20 protein-coding genes and 6 tRNA genes are annotated in these 17,729 nt (G+C 35.7%); 14 read left to right on the top strand and 12 right to left on the bottom strand.

Features of this window, described 5'->3' with window-relative positions; all coding sequences use genetic code 4:
• Positions 1-195: hypothetical protein (locus tag DNK47_RS03485; RefSeq protein WP_181454156.1), on the top strand; the 195-nt coding region annotated here is incomplete at its 5' end.
• A gap of 31 nt (positions 196-226) precedes the next feature.
• Complete coding sequence (locus DNK47_RS02355; RefSeq protein ID WP_112665593.1) at positions 227-808, top strand: hypothetical protein; 582 nt, start codon at positions 227-229, stop codon at positions 806-808.
• Positions 809-840: 32 nt separating this feature from the next.
• Here the strand turns inward: DNK47_RS02355 and DNK47_RS02350 are convergent, their stop codons facing one another.
• From DNK47_RS02350 to DNK47_RS03660, 12 genes are all read right to left on the bottom strand, one after another.
• Positions 841-1,389: a hypothetical protein gene (locus DNK47_RS02350; RefSeq protein ID WP_112665591.1), complete on the bottom strand. Its 549-nt coding sequence runs from the start codon at positions 1,387-1,389 to the stop codon at positions 841-843.
• Positions 1,390-1,401: 12 nt separating this feature from the next.
• Entirely contained in the window at positions 1,402-1,950 is a 549-nt protein-coding gene (locus tag DNK47_RS02345; RefSeq protein WP_112665589.1) for a hypothetical protein, read from the bottom strand.
• Positions 1,951-2,002: 52 nt separating this feature from the next.
• Complete coding sequence (locus DNK47_RS02340; protein ID WP_112665587.1) at positions 2,003-2,536, bottom strand: hypothetical protein; 534 nt, start codon at positions 2,534-2,536, stop codon at positions 2,003-2,005.
• Between the two features lie 500 nt (positions 2,537-3,036).
• Positions 3,037-3,171 (bottom strand): hypothetical protein, encoded by a 135-nt coding sequence (locus tag DNK47_RS03675; RefSeq protein ID WP_258393913.1) that lies wholly within the window; start codon positions 3,169-3,171, stop codon positions 3,037-3,039.
• A 76-nt stretch (positions 3,172-3,247) separates the two neighbouring features.
• On the bottom strand, positions 3,248-3,937 hold the full coding sequence (locus DNK47_RS02335) for a hypothetical protein (RefSeq protein WP_146737526.1): 690 nt from the start codon (positions 3,935-3,937) through the stop codon (positions 3,248-3,250).
• Positions 3,938-4,025: 88 nt separating this feature from the next.
• Positions 4,026-4,643, bottom strand: coding sequence for a hypothetical protein (locus DNK47_RS02330; RefSeq protein WP_112665583.1), 618 nt, complete (start codon positions 4,641-4,643; stop codon positions 4,026-4,028).
• 120 nt (positions 4,644-4,763) lie between these two features.
• On the bottom strand, positions 4,764-4,991 hold the full coding sequence (locus DNK47_RS02325) for a hypothetical protein (RefSeq protein WP_112665581.1): 228 nt from the start codon (positions 4,989-4,991) through the stop codon (positions 4,764-4,766).
• 323 nt (positions 4,992-5,314) lie between these two features.
• Positions 5,315-5,449, bottom strand: a complete 135-nt coding sequence (locus DNK47_RS03670) for a hypothetical protein (protein WP_258393912.1) — start codon at positions 5,447-5,449, stop codon at positions 5,315-5,317.
• 621 nt (positions 5,450-6,070) lie between these two features.
• A complete protein-coding gene (locus DNK47_RS02320) occupies positions 6,071-6,427 on the bottom strand; it encodes a hypothetical protein (protein WP_112665579.1) in 357 nt (118 codons plus the stop codon).
• Positions 6,428-6,530: 103 nt separating this feature from the next.
• The gene (locus tag DNK47_RS03665; protein ID WP_258393911.1) at positions 6,531-6,665 is read right to left on the bottom strand and encodes a hypothetical protein; all 135 of its coding nucleotides are present in this window, start codon (positions 6,663-6,665) and stop codon (positions 6,531-6,533) included.
• 31 nt (positions 6,666-6,696) lie between these two features.
• Positions 6,697-7,026, bottom strand: coding sequence for a hypothetical protein (locus tag DNK47_RS02315; RefSeq protein ID WP_112665577.1), 330 nt, complete (start codon positions 7,024-7,026; stop codon positions 6,697-6,699).
• A gap of 107 nt (positions 7,027-7,133) precedes the next feature.
• Positions 7,134-7,262 (bottom strand): hypothetical protein, encoded by a 129-nt coding sequence (locus DNK47_RS03660; RefSeq protein WP_258393910.1) that lies wholly within the window; start codon positions 7,260-7,262, stop codon positions 7,134-7,136.
• Between the two features lie 105 nt (positions 7,263-7,367).
• Here DNK47_RS03660 and DNK47_RS02310 point away from each other — a divergent pair, with 105 nt between their 5' ends.
• The 12 genes from DNK47_RS02310 to DNK47_RS02255 all read left to right on the top strand — a co-directional run bounded on the left by DNK47_RS02310 (position 7,368) and on the right by DNK47_RS02255 (position 17,650).
• Positions 7,368-7,961, top strand: a complete 594-nt coding sequence (locus DNK47_RS02310) for a hypothetical protein (RefSeq protein ID WP_112665575.1) — start codon at positions 7,368-7,370, stop codon at positions 7,959-7,961.
• Positions 7,961-8,497, top strand: coding sequence for a hypothetical protein (locus DNK47_RS02305; protein WP_112665573.1), 537 nt, complete (start codon positions 7,961-7,963; stop codon positions 8,495-8,497). The genes DNK47_RS02310 and DNK47_RS02305 overlap by 1 nt, the downstream gene beginning before the upstream one ends.
• A gap of 62 nt (positions 8,498-8,559) precedes the next feature.
• Positions 8,560-9,078 (top strand): hypothetical protein, encoded by a 519-nt coding sequence (locus DNK47_RS02300; protein WP_112665571.1) that lies wholly within the window; start codon positions 8,560-8,562, stop codon positions 9,076-9,078.
• Between the two features lie 29 nt (positions 9,079-9,107).
• Positions 9,108-9,653: a hypothetical protein gene (locus tag DNK47_RS02295; RefSeq protein WP_112665569.1), complete on the top strand. Its 546-nt coding sequence runs from the start codon at positions 9,108-9,110 to the stop codon at positions 9,651-9,653.
• Positions 9,654-9,790: 137 nt separating this feature from the next.
• Positions 9,791-9,878 (top strand) — tRNA-Tyr (locus DNK47_RS02290).
• 5 nt (positions 9,879-9,883) lie between these two features.
• Positions 9,884-9,958 (top strand) — tRNA-Gln (locus tag DNK47_RS02285).
• Between the two features lie 2 nt (positions 9,959-9,960).
• A tRNA-Lys gene (locus DNK47_RS02280) sits at positions 9,961-10,035 on the top strand.
• Positions 10,036-10,092: 57 nt separating this feature from the next.
• Positions 10,093-10,168 (top strand) — tRNA-Lys (locus DNK47_RS02275).
• Between the two features lie 49 nt (positions 10,169-10,217).
• Positions 10,218-10,305: transfer RNA gene (locus DNK47_RS02270), tRNA-Leu, on the top strand.
• 60 nt (positions 10,306-10,365) lie between these two features.
• Positions 10,366-10,439: transfer RNA gene (locus DNK47_RS02265), tRNA-Gly, on the top strand.
• Positions 10,440-10,540: 101 nt separating this feature from the next.
• A complete protein-coding gene (locus DNK47_RS02260; RefSeq protein ID WP_112665567.1) occupies positions 10,541-11,404 on the top strand; it encodes a hypothetical protein in 864 nt (287 codons plus the stop codon).
• 243 nt (positions 11,405-11,647) lie between these two features.
• Positions 11,648-17,650 carry an ABC transporter permease gene (locus DNK47_RS02255; RefSeq protein ID WP_112665565.1) on the top strand — a complete coding sequence of 2,001 codons (6,003 nt, stop codon included), beginning with the start codon at positions 11,648-11,650 and terminating at the stop codon, positions 17,648-17,650.
• Positions 17,651-17,729 lie beyond the last annotated feature (79 nt).

Here is a 17,729-nt window from a genome sequence, read left to right as displayed (position 1 = left end):
GGGTTATTACCGAAACACCTGGGCAACTCTCAGCAGAAATCCACCCTACCAACCACTCCAGCCGGGAATACTAGCAAAGCAACTACCGCGAAGCCTGCAGATATGGCCGGTGCCAGCTTACTTTTGAATGAGGTTGGTTATGCAGATGATGGAGAGGGGGTTATATTTACTTTGAAAGAATTCAAAGAAAAGTAATCTTGTATATTTAATTCTTAATTAGATAAATATGTTTCTTAGTTTTCTAGGTAAATTCTCTGGGATAGCTTTGTTAGGAGGGGCTATTGCTGGGGGAATTTCACTAGCTAAATCAACATCTTCAAAAGAAACAGTGAACAGAGAGAAAACAGTTTCTTCAGAGATTTCAAAAACAGTAAAATTAGATACCCTTGATGATTATCAAAAGAACTGTAGAGTAGTAACTTCTACGACTACTCAAACAGACATTAATACCTATTTACTTGTATGTAAAGCTCTTGGAGATGTTTCTAAAAACATCAATTTCTTTATTTACAAGGACGAAAATAATTCAGGCAAAGGAGAACTTAAGGAAGTAAAGAGTTTCAAATATGAGGTCACTTCCTCTGTAAAAGTTACTGTTACCTATGTGGGAGAGGACAATGAAACAGAAATAATGAATGGTGGGCCTAATTCTGATTTAAATAAGTTGAATGATGTAATTCTTAAGGATAAATGTGAAGTAGATTGAGATGATTACAAGTTACATTGTGATTTGGGTCAATCTATTAAAAATAGTTGGTATGTCAACGAAGTGAAAAAAACTATATATCCAGAACAAAGATTTGGTTAATTAGAAAACTAGTCAGTAAAGAGTTTCTTAATCTAAATACCTGTTTGTATATCTTTTTCTTTGCACTTTAGGGAAAAGGAATCTCTATCTGTTTGTTTGGTAAATGTACAGTCACTAGTTGGATTTAATTCATTGAATGATTTACTGCCTCCCATTCAAAAAGGTAGATAAGTTAATCTTTCAGTACTTCTATCCTCATAAGTTAATTGGCCTTTTTTTATATGAGTTACTTTCTTAATCCTAGAAGCTGGAGGCTTTCTTGTTCTTTTATAGTTAAAAAAAGAAGCTCTATTGGTTTGTTCTTTGTCAGAGCAAACATATCACCATAAAGTTCAGTCCCTAAATCCTTTTAGGACTTGACAACCTTCATAACCCTTTTCTTTTAATTCTTGTACTACTTGCGGGGTAGAAGTAGTGGTGCTGGAAGTGGTGGATTGAGTAGAAGTTCTAGTTATTGCTGGGGGGGGCAAGGAGCCTTTAAATCTCTCTACTAAATTAGCTACTTCTTTAACTCCTTGAGGAAAGTGAGAGACTCCATAAGAAGCTATTAGTAATGCTGCGCCTCTAGCAAATCAAGACATTATTAAATTATCCTAGAACTGAATTCCCTCTTGAACTTCTTGGCCACTGCAAATAAGTGTATAGGTAATTTTGTTACCTGAGTTACTACTATCTTTGGTGAATTTACATTGATCTTCTGGTTTTACTTCCTGTCTTGTAGGTCATTTACCCATTCAGAAAGGAGGAAGTTTTAGGGGCTTATTTCCTACATCTTTTAATTGCATAGTTACTTTTGAGGAGGAGACGTAGTTAATACTAATTATTTGATTTATTTTCTTATCAGGGGCTTTAGCATACCTATCATAGTGATAGAAAGTGGTTTGTAGTTCTTGTCCAACTGTTTTTAGACAAGCATATAAAGTGGCATATCCTCCCCTGCCTTTTACTGGCACGCAACCATCATGACCTTCTTGTTTTAACTCTTCTATGGGAGAGAAATTAGTTACTTCTCGATCTAGCCTCGGGGGGGGCGTTTCAGCCAAAACATTTAATTGTTGATTCTTAACTACTACAGCTAAGGGATAAGCAGAAACTCCTGAAATAATAGGAAATCCTGTTAATATCTTTGCCCCTACAGACATTAATAGGAACTAAACCAGTGTTTATGGAATTTTAGATAAGAAAAGACTTAAATTATTTTTCAAAATGAATCTTGCTTTGAATTGTTTCATTGTGACATTTCAAAGTGTAGGATTTCGGGCTACTACCTTGACTATCAACAGTGAAACTACAATCACTCATTTGACTTAAACTTTTGCCTTTTAACTTATACATTCAAGGGGATAAAAAGGTAAAGTCTTCTGTTTTTCCTGTTGCATACTTTATTTCTTTTTTGGGAGTAGTGGTTACAGAAATTACTTGCATAGCTTTTGTCCCAGAAGGTCTGGTCCTATTGTAATTAAAGAAAGATGGTCTATTTGCATTCTCTCTTTTAGAACAAATAAATCAAAGAGAACCTCGTCCAATATTTCTTCCTAATTCAGCGCATCCTTCATAATTGCCCTCTTCCATGATCTGTTGCATTGATTCTCCAGCAACTACAACTGGGGGGGGCGTGAAGAGCTTAAGATTCTTTACCCAATCAACTGCATGTTTAGCGCCTTGCGGAGAAAAAGACATTCCACTAGAAAAAGCAAATAATGCAAATCCCCTTAAAACTCAAGACATTAGTGAGAACTAAGTCTTTTTTGTGATTTTAGAGCTACAAATTGACTCAGAAATTGACTCCTTTATTAATTAATAATTTGCAGGTTAAGCAAGAAAAGCAAATTATCGAGTCTTTCTTCCTTGTGTTTGTTTATTTACTTCCTCTTGCTTACAAATTAACTTCAGTGATTCACCTTCTTTAGAGACTTCACAATCTTTTTCTGGAGTTAAATTTGTTCCTACTGTAGTTCCTGATCTTATTCAGAAGAAAGGAGTGCTTCTTAATCTTTCAGAAGTTGAGTCTGCGTATTTTAGCTCTTTATCAGCAATACTACTTATTTTCTTAAGTCGAGATTCTTTTGGTCTATTTCTGTCTAAATGATAAAAATGTGCTTCTAGTTTCCCTTGCGGTGTCGAGTATGAACAAACATATGCTGTTCCCCTTCCCCTAAAACCATTTAGCTGAATACAACTTTTATATTCAGCGATCTCTAATAGTTTTGAAACTGACTCGCTAGATACTACAACAGTGCGGGGGGGGCATTAAAAATCTTTAGGTTTTTGGCTCAATTAGTAACTTCCTTAACTCCCTGTGGGGAGAAAGAAACTCCACTGGAAGCTACCAACAAAGTCATGCCTCTAGCGACTCAAGACATGTTTAAATTCTAGGGATCTATTTACCCTAGATTTTAGGACTGGGATCCCCAAATAAAAAGGGGATTAACCCTTAATTTAAATTTGAATTCCTTTGTAAACAGGTTGCCCTTTACAGTTAAGTGTGAAAGCAGAAGAGTTTCTATATTGATCATCTTTTTCGAATTTACATTCACTTTCTGGATTTAATGTTTGTCCTTCAAATTTTCTCATTCAAGGCAAAGGATTATCTAATTTATGCTCTTTGCCAGAAGTATCCTCCTTAAATTTCATCATTACTGAATTAGAAGAGTTATAGGTAATACTGATAATTTGATCCGCTTTTGCCTTTCCATCTACTAACTTAACTTTTGTTCTATCGTAATGGAAAAGTGAGGGAGTCTTAGGATTTCCTTCCTTTCAACATACATACAATACAAACTTCTTTCCTCTTAAACCCTTTAGCAATTCACACCCTTCATAACCAGCCTCTTTTAATACTTGCATTATTGGCGGAGGGGGAGGCGGAACTGGCTTTACGGGTGGAGGTTGTGGAGTGGGGGCGGCTTGAGTGGTTGGTTGACTGACCTCTGTAGTGCCGATTGTCCCTTCGCTGGAGGAGGATATGTCTTCTGTAGATTCCGTTACTTGATTAGTAGTTACTGATTGGCTGGGGGGGGCGTTGAAGATGTTGTTGTAGAACTTCGTTATTTTCTTAACTCCTTGTGGGGAGAATGTGGCCCCTGCTCCTGTTAACAATAGTGGCAAAGCTCTCATAATAAATGACATGATTAGCTGGGTCTATTTACCTTGAATCTTAAAATTGCAAACTTTTCTTCAGGATTCTTTTAATTACTTATTTAGGCTTGATGAGTATTTAAGAAGAAAAGTGTATTCCTGTTTGTACTTGATAGTCTGCGCAAGTTAACTTATGGGAGTTACTGCTTTCTGTTACCTTTTCAAATTTACATTCAGTTTCTGGCTTAACTTCTCCCTTACTTTGCCACTTTCTCATTCAAACATGAGGAGAACTTAAGTTCTCTGTCTTTCCATCTTTAAATTTCAAGAGTGCTAAGTTAGAGTTTTGATAAGTTATTCCTGTAATTTGGTTGGCTGATTGTTCTTTATTTGTTTGATACTTAGACCTATCATAGTGATAAAGGGATGGGGTTGTAGATCCATCTTTCTTTCAACAAACATAAACTACTTGTTTTCTGATCCTTTGACCTTTTAGGAGCTCACAGCCTTCATACCCCTCTTTCTTTAGTATCTGTGCTAATTGAGGAGGTTGTTGTACTGATGGGGTAACAGTTGTTACAGAAGAACTTTCTTGATTAGAACTATTGGAAGCTTGACTCGGTTCTTGGCTACTTAACGCGGGGGGGGCACTAAAGGTCTCTTTAAATCATTTCTGTGCTTTATTAACTCCTTGGGCCGCAAATGTTGCTCCACTTCCAACCACTATTAGATGTAAGGCTTTAGTAATAAAAGGCATTATTAATTAGACAGATTTATCTTGAATCTTAAAAGTCTATTTTCTTGAGCTAGCCTGCCGAGAAGAGCCATAAATAAATTACTGCCTATGTATTTGAGATTTTATGGAGAGTTCCCTTAACTAAATGTGAATGCCTTCTTGAATCATTTGGTCTTTTTGGTCTTTCTTTTTACAGGACAAGGTATAAGGAGACTTATGGCCATCACTGCTCTTTAGCTCGCATTTTTCATCTGGATTTAATCCATTATCTTGGAAGTGTCTCATTCAGAAAGGAGATTGATATTCCAATGTTTTCGGATCTCCCTCCTTGAAGTGAAGAGTTACCTTTCCAGACGTGCCTTTAGTCATGTTTTCTATATGATTGGCTTGTGCCTCTTCTTTTAGCCTATATCTGGTTCTGTCATAGTAAAAGAAAGAAGGTTTATTAGTTCCCTTATTATCTCTTTTTCAACATACATACAGTAGATGTTTTCTTCCTGTTTGTCTAGCTAAAAGAGAACATCCTTCATAACCTTTAGAGGCAAGTACTTCGTGTATTGCGGGCGCTGGAGGCTGTGGGGCTGGAGGCGTTGCGGGCGGGGGAGTTACAGTTGTCTGAGCTTCCTGTGCCGTAGTTCCTTGATCAGTGGTAGATGTCTGAGAACCAGTTGTTGAAGAGCTTTCGTGACTAACTAATTCGCGGGGGGGGCATAAAAGGTATCATTAATTCATTTCTTTACATGCTTAACTACCTGAGGTGACATTGAAACTCCTCCTGCGAGAGTGAGTAATTGAAGAGTCTTAAAGATTACTTGTGATAGAGCCAAGCTAGAACTGTCCTTTTACTTGTGATTTTAGGGGACTTTTAAGTATTAATGGTATGTTGGACTAAAGTGCCACAAGAAGGAGAATAACTAGAACTTCCTAACTTACTAATTGAGCAATCACTATTTGGAGTCAGTGAATGATTTTTTCAAAATCTTGCTCAAGTAGGGGGATAACTCAATACTTGTGAAGATCTACTGTCAAAATTCATAGTTATTGTTTTAGAAGAAGATCCTATTCCAATTATTGAAAGACTTATTACCTGTAAGGATTTCTATGGTTTAGTTCTGTCATAGTAATAGAAGTGTGGTCTATGTGATCCATTTGACATTTCTTTAACGCAAATATATAAAGCTGTACTTCCTCTATTTCCCCTAAAGGCAGAACAGCCTTTATACTCTTCTCTTTTCTTATGAGTTCCTTCTAAAGCTTGCTGAACTGTTTCTTCTTTTTGCCCCCCCCAGTGTGTGCAATGACAGGTCTCTTAAGAGGATTAGTAAATACAAGAGGAAAAAGTACATATGCCACTCACAACACAAAAACCATAAGCAAGCTTTTCTAAGAAGGCAGTTAACTAACTAATAAATGAGTGTCAGTTATTTTTTTAGGGGACTTATATTACCTTAGAACCGAACATTCTCTTCAATTTTGTAATCGTTACAGCTTAAGGTATAGATTGCCTTTGTTCCTTCTCCTTTTATAAAACCACAGTTAGATCCTGACTTTAATTCCGCCCCTTTAAGCTTGTTCATTCAGAATGGTGGATAGTTAAGTGATTTAGTTCCTAGACCATTCATAAAAGACATAGTTGGGGCTCTACTTGAGGTATCTTGAATGCTAGATATTTGCTTTATTCTCTGAGAAGCTGAAGAGATAGATCTAGAAGTGTCATAGTAGTATCAGTGTGTCTCATTGGCTTTGTTCTCATATGTCTTTAAACAAGCATATAGAAAAATAAGTCTTCCTCTACCTAAAGGCAAGCAACCATCATACTCTTTTTGTCTAATTAACTCAGCTAATGGTTGAGATCCAGAGGGAGTTGTTGTACTAACTGTACTAGGTTGTGTGGTACTTGTCTGTCGACTAACTAACTGGGGGGGCGCTTACAGTCTTAAATGTCTCTCGAACTCATTTAGAAACACGTTGTACTCCTTGTGCTGAAAACGTAGCTCCACTAGAAAAAACTACTAATCCTAATCCTCTAGCAATTCAAGACATATCCCTTTTAACCCTATCTTAGTGTTAAAGACTAAAGAATGGCTGGAATTTCCTGTGTTCAAGCATTAGAACTAGATTCCAGATTGCAAGTTAAGGTATTGAAGGAGGTTGCGCTTCCCTTTGTAACCTTGCATTGGCTCTCAGGCTTAATTTTTTTGCCTTTTCAATACCTATTTCATTGTGGAGGGGCATAATATAGGGGCTTAGATCCTCCTTCATACTCTATCGTTACTGTTCTTGAATATCTACCACTAGATCCTCCTGAAATAGTCTCTACTTGCTTAATTCTCTTACTTTTTTCTTGAGACCTATCGTAATAGAAGAAAGTAGGTTCTGGTTTTCCATCTTTCCTAACACACACATACAATAAGGCTTTATGATTAAAGCCTGTTATGAATGAACAGTTCTTAAATCCTTTTTCTTGTATTATCTCCTGAACAGGTGAACTAATTGTTTGTGTTGTGGAACTTATCGCGGGGGGGGCAAAGAACCTTTGAATCTTTCTACTAAATTAGCTACTTCTTTAACTCCTTGAGGAAAGTGAGAAACTCCATAAGAAGAAATTAACAACACTGCACCTCTTGCGAATCAAGACATACCTTAGTATCTGTGATTTTAGAGTGGAGTTTTGAGGCTTTAAAAATAATAATCCTGTATATTTAATTTCACATAGAGTTGTTTTCAACTCTTAACTAAATACATATGTTGCTTGGTCTCCTAGGTAAATTCTCTGGAATTACTTTATTGGGGGGGGCAGTTTTTGGTGGTGTTTCACTCGCTAAAACACAATCATCTTCTTCATCTGTGTCTTCTAAGACAACAAGCTCTTCTCCAGAATCTTCTGGAAAAGTTAGGTTAAGTAATCTAGAGGAGTACAAGAAGAACTGTCAAGTCTTAATGTCTCTAACTAAAGATGAAGATGAAATTACCAGACATGTTTTTGTATGTAAGGTTTTTGAGAATAATTCTGCAAAAGACATAGGTGTCTATCTCTATAAAGATCAATCAACTCCTATAAAGAAGATAGAAAGCCTTAGTTATCAAGTGCCTGAAAGAAATACTATTGGAACAGTTACCTTTAAGTATCAAGGGAGTGGTGAAGACTCACAATCTCAAGAAGATATGAGAATTAGCCAAAACTCAAATTGAGATAAATTACACGGGGTGAAGCTAGAAGAAAAGTGTTTTGTTGATTGATCAAATGATTACAAGCGAATGGATTTTAGAGATACGGAATTTTTTTGAGTTCTTAAAAGTGTGAGTCAAAGCATTGGATTAGATTCTGAAGAGTATTAATGTCTTCACTATTAGTAGGTTTTTTAAGTAATTTTTTTGGCATAACTTTATTGGGAGGGGCGGTTATTGGCACACCAATATTAGTTACTAAGTTACAAGAAGAAAGCTCTTCTGCATCGCGACAAACAACTCCTCAACCGCATTGTGAGGTGTTGATAAATTTGTCTAAAGACGTAGAAGGTGATAGTGATAGAGAAGAACATTTTCATCTTCTAACTTGCAAGACTGAAGATAATTCCTCCAATAAAGCTATTTTCCAATTAGTTAAACAGGGAGAGGGAAAGGACAAATTCAAAGAAGTTAAGAGTTTTGATGCTAAACAAATATCTTCTGTACAAGTAACTATTACTTATAGAGAGAATGAAGGATCTCCTGAAACTATGAACTCTAGTGAATGAAAAGCATGAGAACCTATCAACAATAAAGACTTAAAAGAAAGTTGTACAGTTAACTGACAAGAAGAGGCCGAAGTACATAAATTAATTTGTGGATCCTCCTCCTCTCAAACATGATCACTTACTGCTTGAAACAGATAATTTCTTTTTAGAACATTTCCTTCATTCTAGGAAGTCTTCTTAAACTTTCTGCGGTTGCAGTTGTGGGTTCTGCCATTGCAGGACCTATAATTCTACCTCAGTTGATCTCTTCTAGAGTTAAAGATAATAAGAAAATAGCTAAGGCTTGAGAGTATGACAAAAACTGTAAGGTATTAACTTTTATGACTAAGAGTTCTTCAGATGACTCAGAAGATATAAATGCACAGTTACTAGTATGTAAGACTATTGACAGTTCTAGTGACTTTAACTTCTTTGTTTATAAAAATCAAGTAGATAATCAAGGGCTAAGAGAAGTCAAAAGCTTTGATTTCTCTCAATCTAACTCTATAAAGATTACTGTTAAGTATGCTAATAAAGGAACAGAACAAACTAATGAAGAAAGTGAAGAATTTTCAGTAGGTACTAAAGCAAACTTAGATAAGTTACATCAAGTAGAACTAAAAACTAAATGTTCTGTTAGATGATCTGATAATAGATTGGATTGTTTATCTAATGGGAGGGAAAGTCCTAAAGAAGAACATACTTTGCAATCCTTAAGTTTGCTCTGAGAGACAGAGTAAGTTTGTTTATTTAGATAATCTTTAACTAAATGGCAATAGCTTTATCTCTATTAGGCAAGATAGCTATAGCGGGAGCTATCGGTGTAGCAACGGTTACTCCAATTACCTATCTTGCTGTTAATGGTTCTTTTAATTCCCTGAGAGGAGGCGATAGATCTTCAGTAGAGGTTAAATATGAGTCTATTTGTAGACATTTGCCTTTGAAGAACAACGAACTTGAAACAAGATTATGAGTATGTACAGGAGGGCAAGAAGATAAACCTGTCTTTAAATGATGAGAAAAAGGAAGTACTTCTGAAGGAACTACTAAAGATATAGAGACACTTTCTTGAAAGAAGAAAACAGACTCTTCTAATGCTTTTGAGTTGCAGATGAAACTAAAAGGACAAGATGGTAGATCTATTCAAGAGGGAGGAGATACTAATTACTTTCCTTCAGCAGAGATAGAAAAGTTAGAGGAAAACTGTTCATTTAAGAGATATGTAAGTAATTTATTTGAGCTTCAATGTAAAGACACTACAAATACACAAGAAGGAAGGCCTCATACTCTATCTACTCATGAAATACGTAATTAAATAAAAAATAACTCTAACTTAGTAAAGTTTTTAGGAAAGTAATAAGTTAAAAATTAATTTAGTTTATTAGTGGTCCTTTAGGGCCATTATTAGAACCTAAAATAAATAAGGATTTTCTGCTCTTTAGAGTCGGAAAAGGGTAGGTAGCGAAGTGGTTAAACGCATCTGACTGTAGATCAGATACCTTTTTAGGTTACGGGGGTTCGAATCCCTCCTTGCCCACCATTTATTGGGCTGTAGCCAAGCGGTAAGGCAATGGACTTTGACTCCATGATGCGACGGTTCGAATCCTTCCAGCCCAGCCAAAGATTCACTAGCTCAGCGGTAGAGCATTTGGCTTTTAACCAAAGGGTCCTGGGTTCGAATCCCAGGTGAATCACCATTAATTAATCCTTATTTTCTCTAGGATAGTTAGTTATTTATAGTTAAAAGAGAGAAAGACTCACTAGCTCAGCGGCCAGAGCATTTGGCTCTTAACCAAAGGGTCCTGGGTTCGAATCCCAGGTGAGTCACCAAATTAACTATCTTCTTGCTCTTAAGTTAGAATATTATGGGCAAGACTTTGCTGGGGTGGCGAAATTGGCAGACGCCCGGGATTTAAGTCCCCGTGCAATAAAATTGCGTGAGAGTTCGAGTCTCTCTCCCAGCACCATAATTTATCTTTGGTTATTATGGCTATGGTATGGGTGGAAAGCAAGAATCTTAAATTATTGCAGCCATAGTTTAGTGATAAAATATTTGCCTTCCAAGCAAAGGATGTGGGTTTGATTCCCATTGGCTGCTCCAGTATGAGCTTTTAAATTTGTTGGAAATCTTTTATAGAATAATTATTTGTGATTACTCAATTTTTTCAATGATTAATTACTAGTTAGTTAACTTTTATATATATGAGGTCTGTATTTAATCTAGGGTTATTTAAAGAACAACTTAGAGAGGAATTAAGTGTATTTGAGTTCAGCTTTATTAAAAGAGTATTTACTCAATCAGCTTTTGGATTTAGTGTATTTGGATTATTAGTTTGTAGCTTAACTGCTTTAATAGAAGCTGGTCAAGCTAGTTCTGTTTTTAGTCATTATGGTTTTGGTGTTTTAGGTGGTATATTAGCTTTATTCTCTGGACTAGCTTTAATGTTTTACTACTTACCTAAATATCACAGTAATCCTCTGGAAGTTACTCCTAAATTTGTAAAGAGGGCTTACTTCTGCTTAATTTGTACCTATGGAATTGTTTTCTGTGGACTATTTAAGGCTCTTAAGTTACTTGCTGTACTAGGCGATAATAAGAGTTTTGGTTGAATGAGTTCTAGTATGTTGTTAGGTGTTGGTTTGTTTGGTACTACCTTATTGGTCTACGCAATTCCAGTTTTAATTGGGCTAGGAATGAAGAAACACTCCAGTGCTCTTAAACTATCTAGATTCTTGAGAACTTGTTATATTGCTTACTTAGTATTGTTCCTTATTGGATTGGTTGCGACTCTAGCAGTATCTAGTGATAGTACCTATAGAATGTATAACTTTTTAATGGTACTTTTGAGTGGTGTGATTATCTTTACTGCTCCAGTATTAACTGTTTATAGAATGAAAACAGTTATTAAATATCTAGATCAAACAGATATGGTTGCAATTAAGAAATGAGAACTATTCTTTGTATTTGAAGCTTTAACTCAATTAATGCAAATGGCTGTTTATCTAGTTAGATTATTGTGTAGTCTTTGTGCTGGTTCTATTTATTCAAGTAGTAGTAAAGATTAAAGAAGAAAACTAGAAGGAATATATAGGGCTATAGCTCAGTTAGTTAACCTTTAAAGCTGCTCTATTTCTAGCCTGACTTGGTTCGGGCTAGCTAGGTAACTATAGCTAAGAAATATTTTAAGTCTTTTTTTAAGGTATTTAGAGTAGTTATGTAGTGGTCTAATAAGGCTCTCTCCCCTGCAAGAGGGAGAGCTGTAGTATAATAGATAAATTTAACTTGAAAACAAGTTAAATCAGGGGCCGATGTTCTTACTCTCTAAGACAGTAACTAACCATCTCAGAAGTAATCTTTTCTCCTCCTCAGTAATCACTTTTTTTGCAGGTTGTTCTGCATTTGTTCAGATCTCTACAGACAACATCAAAGGGATTATTGATACCTCTCTTTTCCCTTACTCTTCTTTACCAAAGAATGACATGTTTATTAAGACAGGTAAAGTTGAGAATTATATGGGTGGCTCTAGCTTTACTGTTCCTGTTGAGGTTACAGTAGTAGATGCAGAAGTAAAACCTAATGCGCCGAAAGAGATAAGAATTATTACTCCTTTAGGATGAATGACTACATTTGAGCATAAGATGGCTCCAGAAAGAATGAGTAGATTTAGACAAACAAAAGCTGATTATGGTTCTGACTATTGTATGCCTATGACTGGACTCAAATCTATTTACACAAATTACTGAGTCAGACCACACTTACGTTTTAAGGGTGTCTGAGATGCTGAATTTAAAGGAAATGGAAAACAGCTCGTCGCTAAAGAAAACCCTAAGTATAGAAGAGAATGCGCAGAATACACAGAAGAACATGCATTAGGTGATGAGTTTCTAGGTAAACTCCTAGAGGATTATGTTCAAAGCTGATTTAACGAACAGAAAAATAGCGGTAATGGAGAAGGTTTAGTCGTCTTTGTTAAGGGAAATCAAGTAGAAGCAAAAGATCAAAAAAAAAAAGAATTAAAGCAAGAATTAACTCCTTTTCTTAAGTCAAATAGTGATGATAACGGTCCTGAGAAATGCCACAACCACAACCACAACCACAACCAAAAATGATGTGGATGAAACTTTACTAATGGAAGACCAACAGATTCTAAAGGACAGAATCAATATGGAACTGGTTTAGGTTCAGGCATAGAGTTCAGTTCTTACTGCGGAATTACAAAAAAAAAGGGAGAAGGTAAATGTAATGATGCTGAGGCTCCTTCTGGGATCTACGGGGGATGGCGGGCAAAAAATCAAAAGGTCTCCAAGCTAGAGTTATTAGCTGGAACTGAAGCGAAAAAAATGATGGAAAGTGAATATCTCAAAAAACATCAAGAAAGAAGAAAAAACAAATTGAAGATAGAAATGGAAGATTTACTTCTTGATACGCAACACCTAGACGTTAGAAAAATTCTCGAAGACTTTAGAAAAAATCCAGATCAAGCAATGACACAAGTTTCTCAAGTTTCTTCAAACTCTAGGGTCTCTCAACACTCTGATGAACTCTGAGTTCCAATAGAACAGAATCCTTGACTTAAAGAAGCTGCAGGAAGAACTATGAAAAGAACAGCTGATGTAACAAAAATCTTCAACAAATACAGACTACACCAAGACAATCAACTAAAGACAAGAAAGAAATCTTCAAAAGAAAAAGAACAACTTAAGTTCAATATCCATAAATCTGTTCAACTATCAAATGTTGGAATTACTCAAGTCTCTAGTAGTGCAGAACAAAAAGCTAATAAATTTGATGGTCACTCCTTTAAGGTGATTGCCTATGAAGAAGATTGAGAAAGAGGTATTGTTAACCCAATTAAGATCATCAAAGGTAATCCTCTTTTCAGAGCTAGAGAAAACCAAGAAAGACTACTAAATGAATTCATAAGAAACTATGATGAGCCTTTCTATTCTCCTGCAATGATTCCAATGCTCAGAATGATCTCTAGAGCTAAATACTCAGACAGTGAATTAGAAAAGACAAAGCCACAACAAGACAATCAAGTACAACAAACCAATCAAGAATACAGAGGAGTTAGAAATACTCTTCATTGATGAGTTGACTATCTCCAATACCCTTGAAGAGACACCTGAAATATTCCAGCCATTAAAACCACTCAATTTGAACCTGTTATGTACACAACTCTTCAACTATGACTAGAAGAGATCTTCAAAAGAACTTGAAGCTCTAATGGTTCCAGAATAATCTTCAACTTCACAACGCCATACAAGCACTACATCATCTCTAAAGAATTACTTCCCTCACTTTATGTCCCTATTAGTAACTTCAAGACTATTGGATACATAGATCAACCTACTTCCAGCTTTACTGTTGTCTCTCCGGAATATGCAAAGATACATGGTCTAGAGCCTATCTCAGATGAACAATACAAAGAATTCAGAAAGCTAGTTAATAACCTATGACTAACTCAAGAAACTTGAGAGGGGGCTTACAAGAAATTCATTCAAAACCCAAATAATTCAAAACACTTAGTCAATGTCGGAGAAAAACAAATGATTATTGTTGGAACTGGTCAGACCCCTGACCTACTCTATCCTGTTCAGTCATGAATTACCCTACAACCTGACAAGAATAAAGAAGCTCTAATCTATGTAGACAACTATGGTTTCAATGATCTAAAAGACAGAGGTACTGTCAAATACCAAGAGCAATACATAACTATTGGCTTACCAGAAAACACTCTAGCAAAAGGTCCTGCAGAAAGAAAAGCATATAAAGAGAAACTAAAGAGATTCATTGATTCAAAAATGAATAACTACAAAGACTACTACCACATCACCCTACTAGGTGAAGATGAAGGAAGTGATCAACTATATGCCATTAGAAACTCCTATATTCCTACTTTCCAAACTAGAGTGGGGGCTGTCTCCTATATTCTTTCCTGTGCAGTATATGTAGTAGTTCTACTACTTCTACTTATTCTGATTAAGAAGTACCTACAAAGTAACCTCTATCTCTTTGGTAACTTTGTAGCCAATGGGATGATAAAGATAGATGTTCTTCTTAATATCTGTCTATTTACCTTAGTTCCTCTGGCAATAGCTACAACAATGGGATTCCTATTGTCTTGAGCAATGCAATCCTCCTTTTACTCTATTATCTCTGCTTTCTGATATCTAACGGTACAGATGAATCCATTAGGGGCAACTAATGCTCTCTACTTTATCTTGAAAGTCTTGGCCTTTATGGTACCAATCTCTTACTTCTACTCTAGATATGCACTTAAAGACAATGTAAGTGCCTTACTAAAAACTACCGCCTCTCTAAAGGTAAATAGACTAACCCTATTTGTCTACAGAATTATTCACAAGATCTCTGCTATGTGGAAATTCAAATCAGTTCTAGTCTTTAATACCTTTGGTCAGTCAGGCATTCTCTCTATGACCTCTGTTATAGGATTTATCTTCCTTAACTTCTTCTTACATAACCATGGTCAATTCTCTAAGGTAAGTAAGACAGAAAATGAAGTAAAAACACATGAGTTCGAACTAGACTTTCAAACTCCAACTCAACAATCAGGAGAATACAACTTAGCCACCTACGAAGAGATAGGTCAAAAGATTAAGAAGAATGGAGGCGCTGGCCAAAAAACAACTGATTACTACAGTAGTAGCTACAGAGAGCCTAAGCTTCTAGAAAAAGTCTGAGAGAAATACACTGGTAAATCAATCAAAAAACCAGAAAAAATGGATGAATGTTCCTACGATAAGAAAAGTAAGAGCGGTGTTCTAAAAGTAGCTAAATTTGATGAACTCTTCTGCTTAGTCAAGAAAAAGAATGGTGGGCAACAAGAAGAATGAACAATTGAAGAGAATGGCTCTTCCGGCGCAGAAGAAACCTACTACATCAGAGACAAAGAAATCTACAAAACTAATGGCACAGGAGAATCATCTTCCAGTAATCAAAACCTAAAACAACTCCTAGATAAGTACCCTAACTACTGAATTATCTCTGCAAGAGACCAAGATATTGCTTCCTCTGCTATGGACTTCTTTAAAGGTAAGACTCTTATGAGAATTCTTCTAGATATTGATTTCGAATATAGCTCAGATACAGGGTATCAAAAATACAACATCTGAGACCAACAATCTAAAGAACTAGAAAAGATCCAACCTATTCTTCAAAAAATGGATGAAAAGAACTATGACAAATTCATAGAAGATCTAGTCAAGAGTAAATATGGTCCTCTTTTTGTCTCCAAATTTATGAAGAAGCATGAAAACACAAATACTCTATCAACATCAACAACCACAACCCCACAAGATGACAGTAAAGTCCTATCTAGACAAGGAGACAAACACAAAGGTAAAAAAAGCTGATACTTCAAAGGAACAGATATAGGTAGAGAAGAACAAGAGACTAACCGAAGACAACAAGATAGTAAATGTCTAGAGCCAAATCAAGAACTAAAGAAAGTTAATGGTGGCTCAAATGGTAGTTGCAGTAGTAATAGTAGTCAATCCGGAAGAACTAAGAGAAGTACTAGTCAAGCAAAACCATTTGAAAGTGGTATCTATCACCTAGATAGTAAGAAGATAGTCTTCTTTAACGAAGCTACAGATATAGACAAAGAACTATTTATTATCTATAACCCTGAATTCCTATACCTAGTCTTTACTGCAATAGAAGACTTTGCAAAACAAAGAGAAACCAAATTTAAGAAAAAGAATCCAGTAATAGATTACTCCTTGCCAATTAAATACACCTTTGGTAATATAGTTCACTCAGCAAGAACTGACTCAGATGGAACAGATGCAAGTGGTGATCAAGAACCTGAATACTACTCTTCTACTATGAAAAATGGAGGAAGTGGCTCATTTGACCCAAATAAAACACCTGATGGCGACCAAACCTATACCTGATCTCAAGGAGAACTAAAGAATGGAGGTAACGAATTAAAGAAGGATGCAAGAATTATAGGTCTAAAACAAGATAAAAGAGGTTCTTTCTACAAGCTTTATGAAAACGGAAAGTTAATTAACTCTAAGCTATACGAAAATACCACAAAAGTATCTTCAGGATCAGAAGAGCCTTACCCAATACTCATAAACAAATTTGCAGCTAAAAAACACAACCTAAAAGTAGGAGATACTATAACTTTCAAACCTGAAAACCACTACACTAGATTCACTTGTCAATTGAAACCAATTGAAACACAACCTCAACTAACCTCAGCTAGCGCAGATGATGGTTGTAAATTAAGTACTGATAGAAAAACCTGAAACAATAAGAAGATCAAAGACAACAAATTAAGAGTAGCTGGGATCTTTGATTCTTACTACAAAGAAGCCTACTTTATGTCTCAAAAAGACCTAAACAAGATTTTGGGACTAAATGAAGATAAAGGTTTCAATGGAATATTTACTCCTAAGAGAGAACAAGGAAGATACCCAGATCAACTAAGTGTTTCCCTGTCTTCTTACTCTGTCTCAGGTATCTACACCATTATTCAACAAAAGACAGGAAATGCTGCCTTTAATCTTTTGTTCAGTAGTAATGCTCCTTTCAAGGATAGTGACTTAAATGGGGGTAAGAGTACGGGGGGTGGAGATACCTACTTTGCAAAGAGAAACTACAGTATCTTTGAAACTCAAGTCGGAAAAGGGGCTGTTGGTTACGAAGAGTACATAAAAACTGGACCTAAAGTTAATCAAACTCAACAGACTTCAACGGCAAGTGACTCTGAATCTCAAAAGTCTGGAAAAGTAGATGAAGCTGTTCAAAAACTAACTTCTAGAATTGCACAAACATTTAAGGATTATCCAAACCCAATGGGTACAGCTCTACTTTGAATAATGAATCACAGTATTGTAGGTGATGTAGTCTTTAATAACTTAAGTAACTTAACTAATAATGTTTCTTACCTAGTAATATTCGTTATTTTCCCACTATTACTAGTGAGCTTGATAACAATTGTTTACTTACTAATTAAAGACCTAGAAAATGTCTTTGTAACTATGAAACTACTAGGTTTTGGAACTAAAGAAAATAGTATGCCAATAATTGTCTACCTATTATTCCTACTATTCTTGTCCTCCTTTATTGGTTCTCTGGTAGTTCCTAAGGTACTAGGTAAATATGTAGATGTTCTATTTAACAGTCAATCTATCTTGCTTCCATTAATAACAAGTAATGTATTAATGGTAGGCGTATTCGGTATTCTTGCGGGTATCTATCTATTCTCAATCTTTAGATCCTATGTAAAGATCAAAGGTATTTATCTCCCAGTATCCATTAAGTTGCTAGTAGGATAGATTGATCTCTACTAAATACCTAATAGCCATAGTTGGTGGGCTGACTGGTGGTGTTAATGGCATAGTTTTCGGGGGGGGC

It is taken from the genome of Mycoplasma wenyonii (assembly GCF_003265155.1).
In the GTDB taxonomy this organism is placed as follows: Bacteria; Bacillota_I; Bacilli_A; order Mycoplasmatales; family Mycoplasmoidaceae; genus Eperythrozoon_A; species Eperythrozoon_A wenyonii_C.
This window is presented reverse-complemented; position numbering and strand designations above follow the sequence as displayed.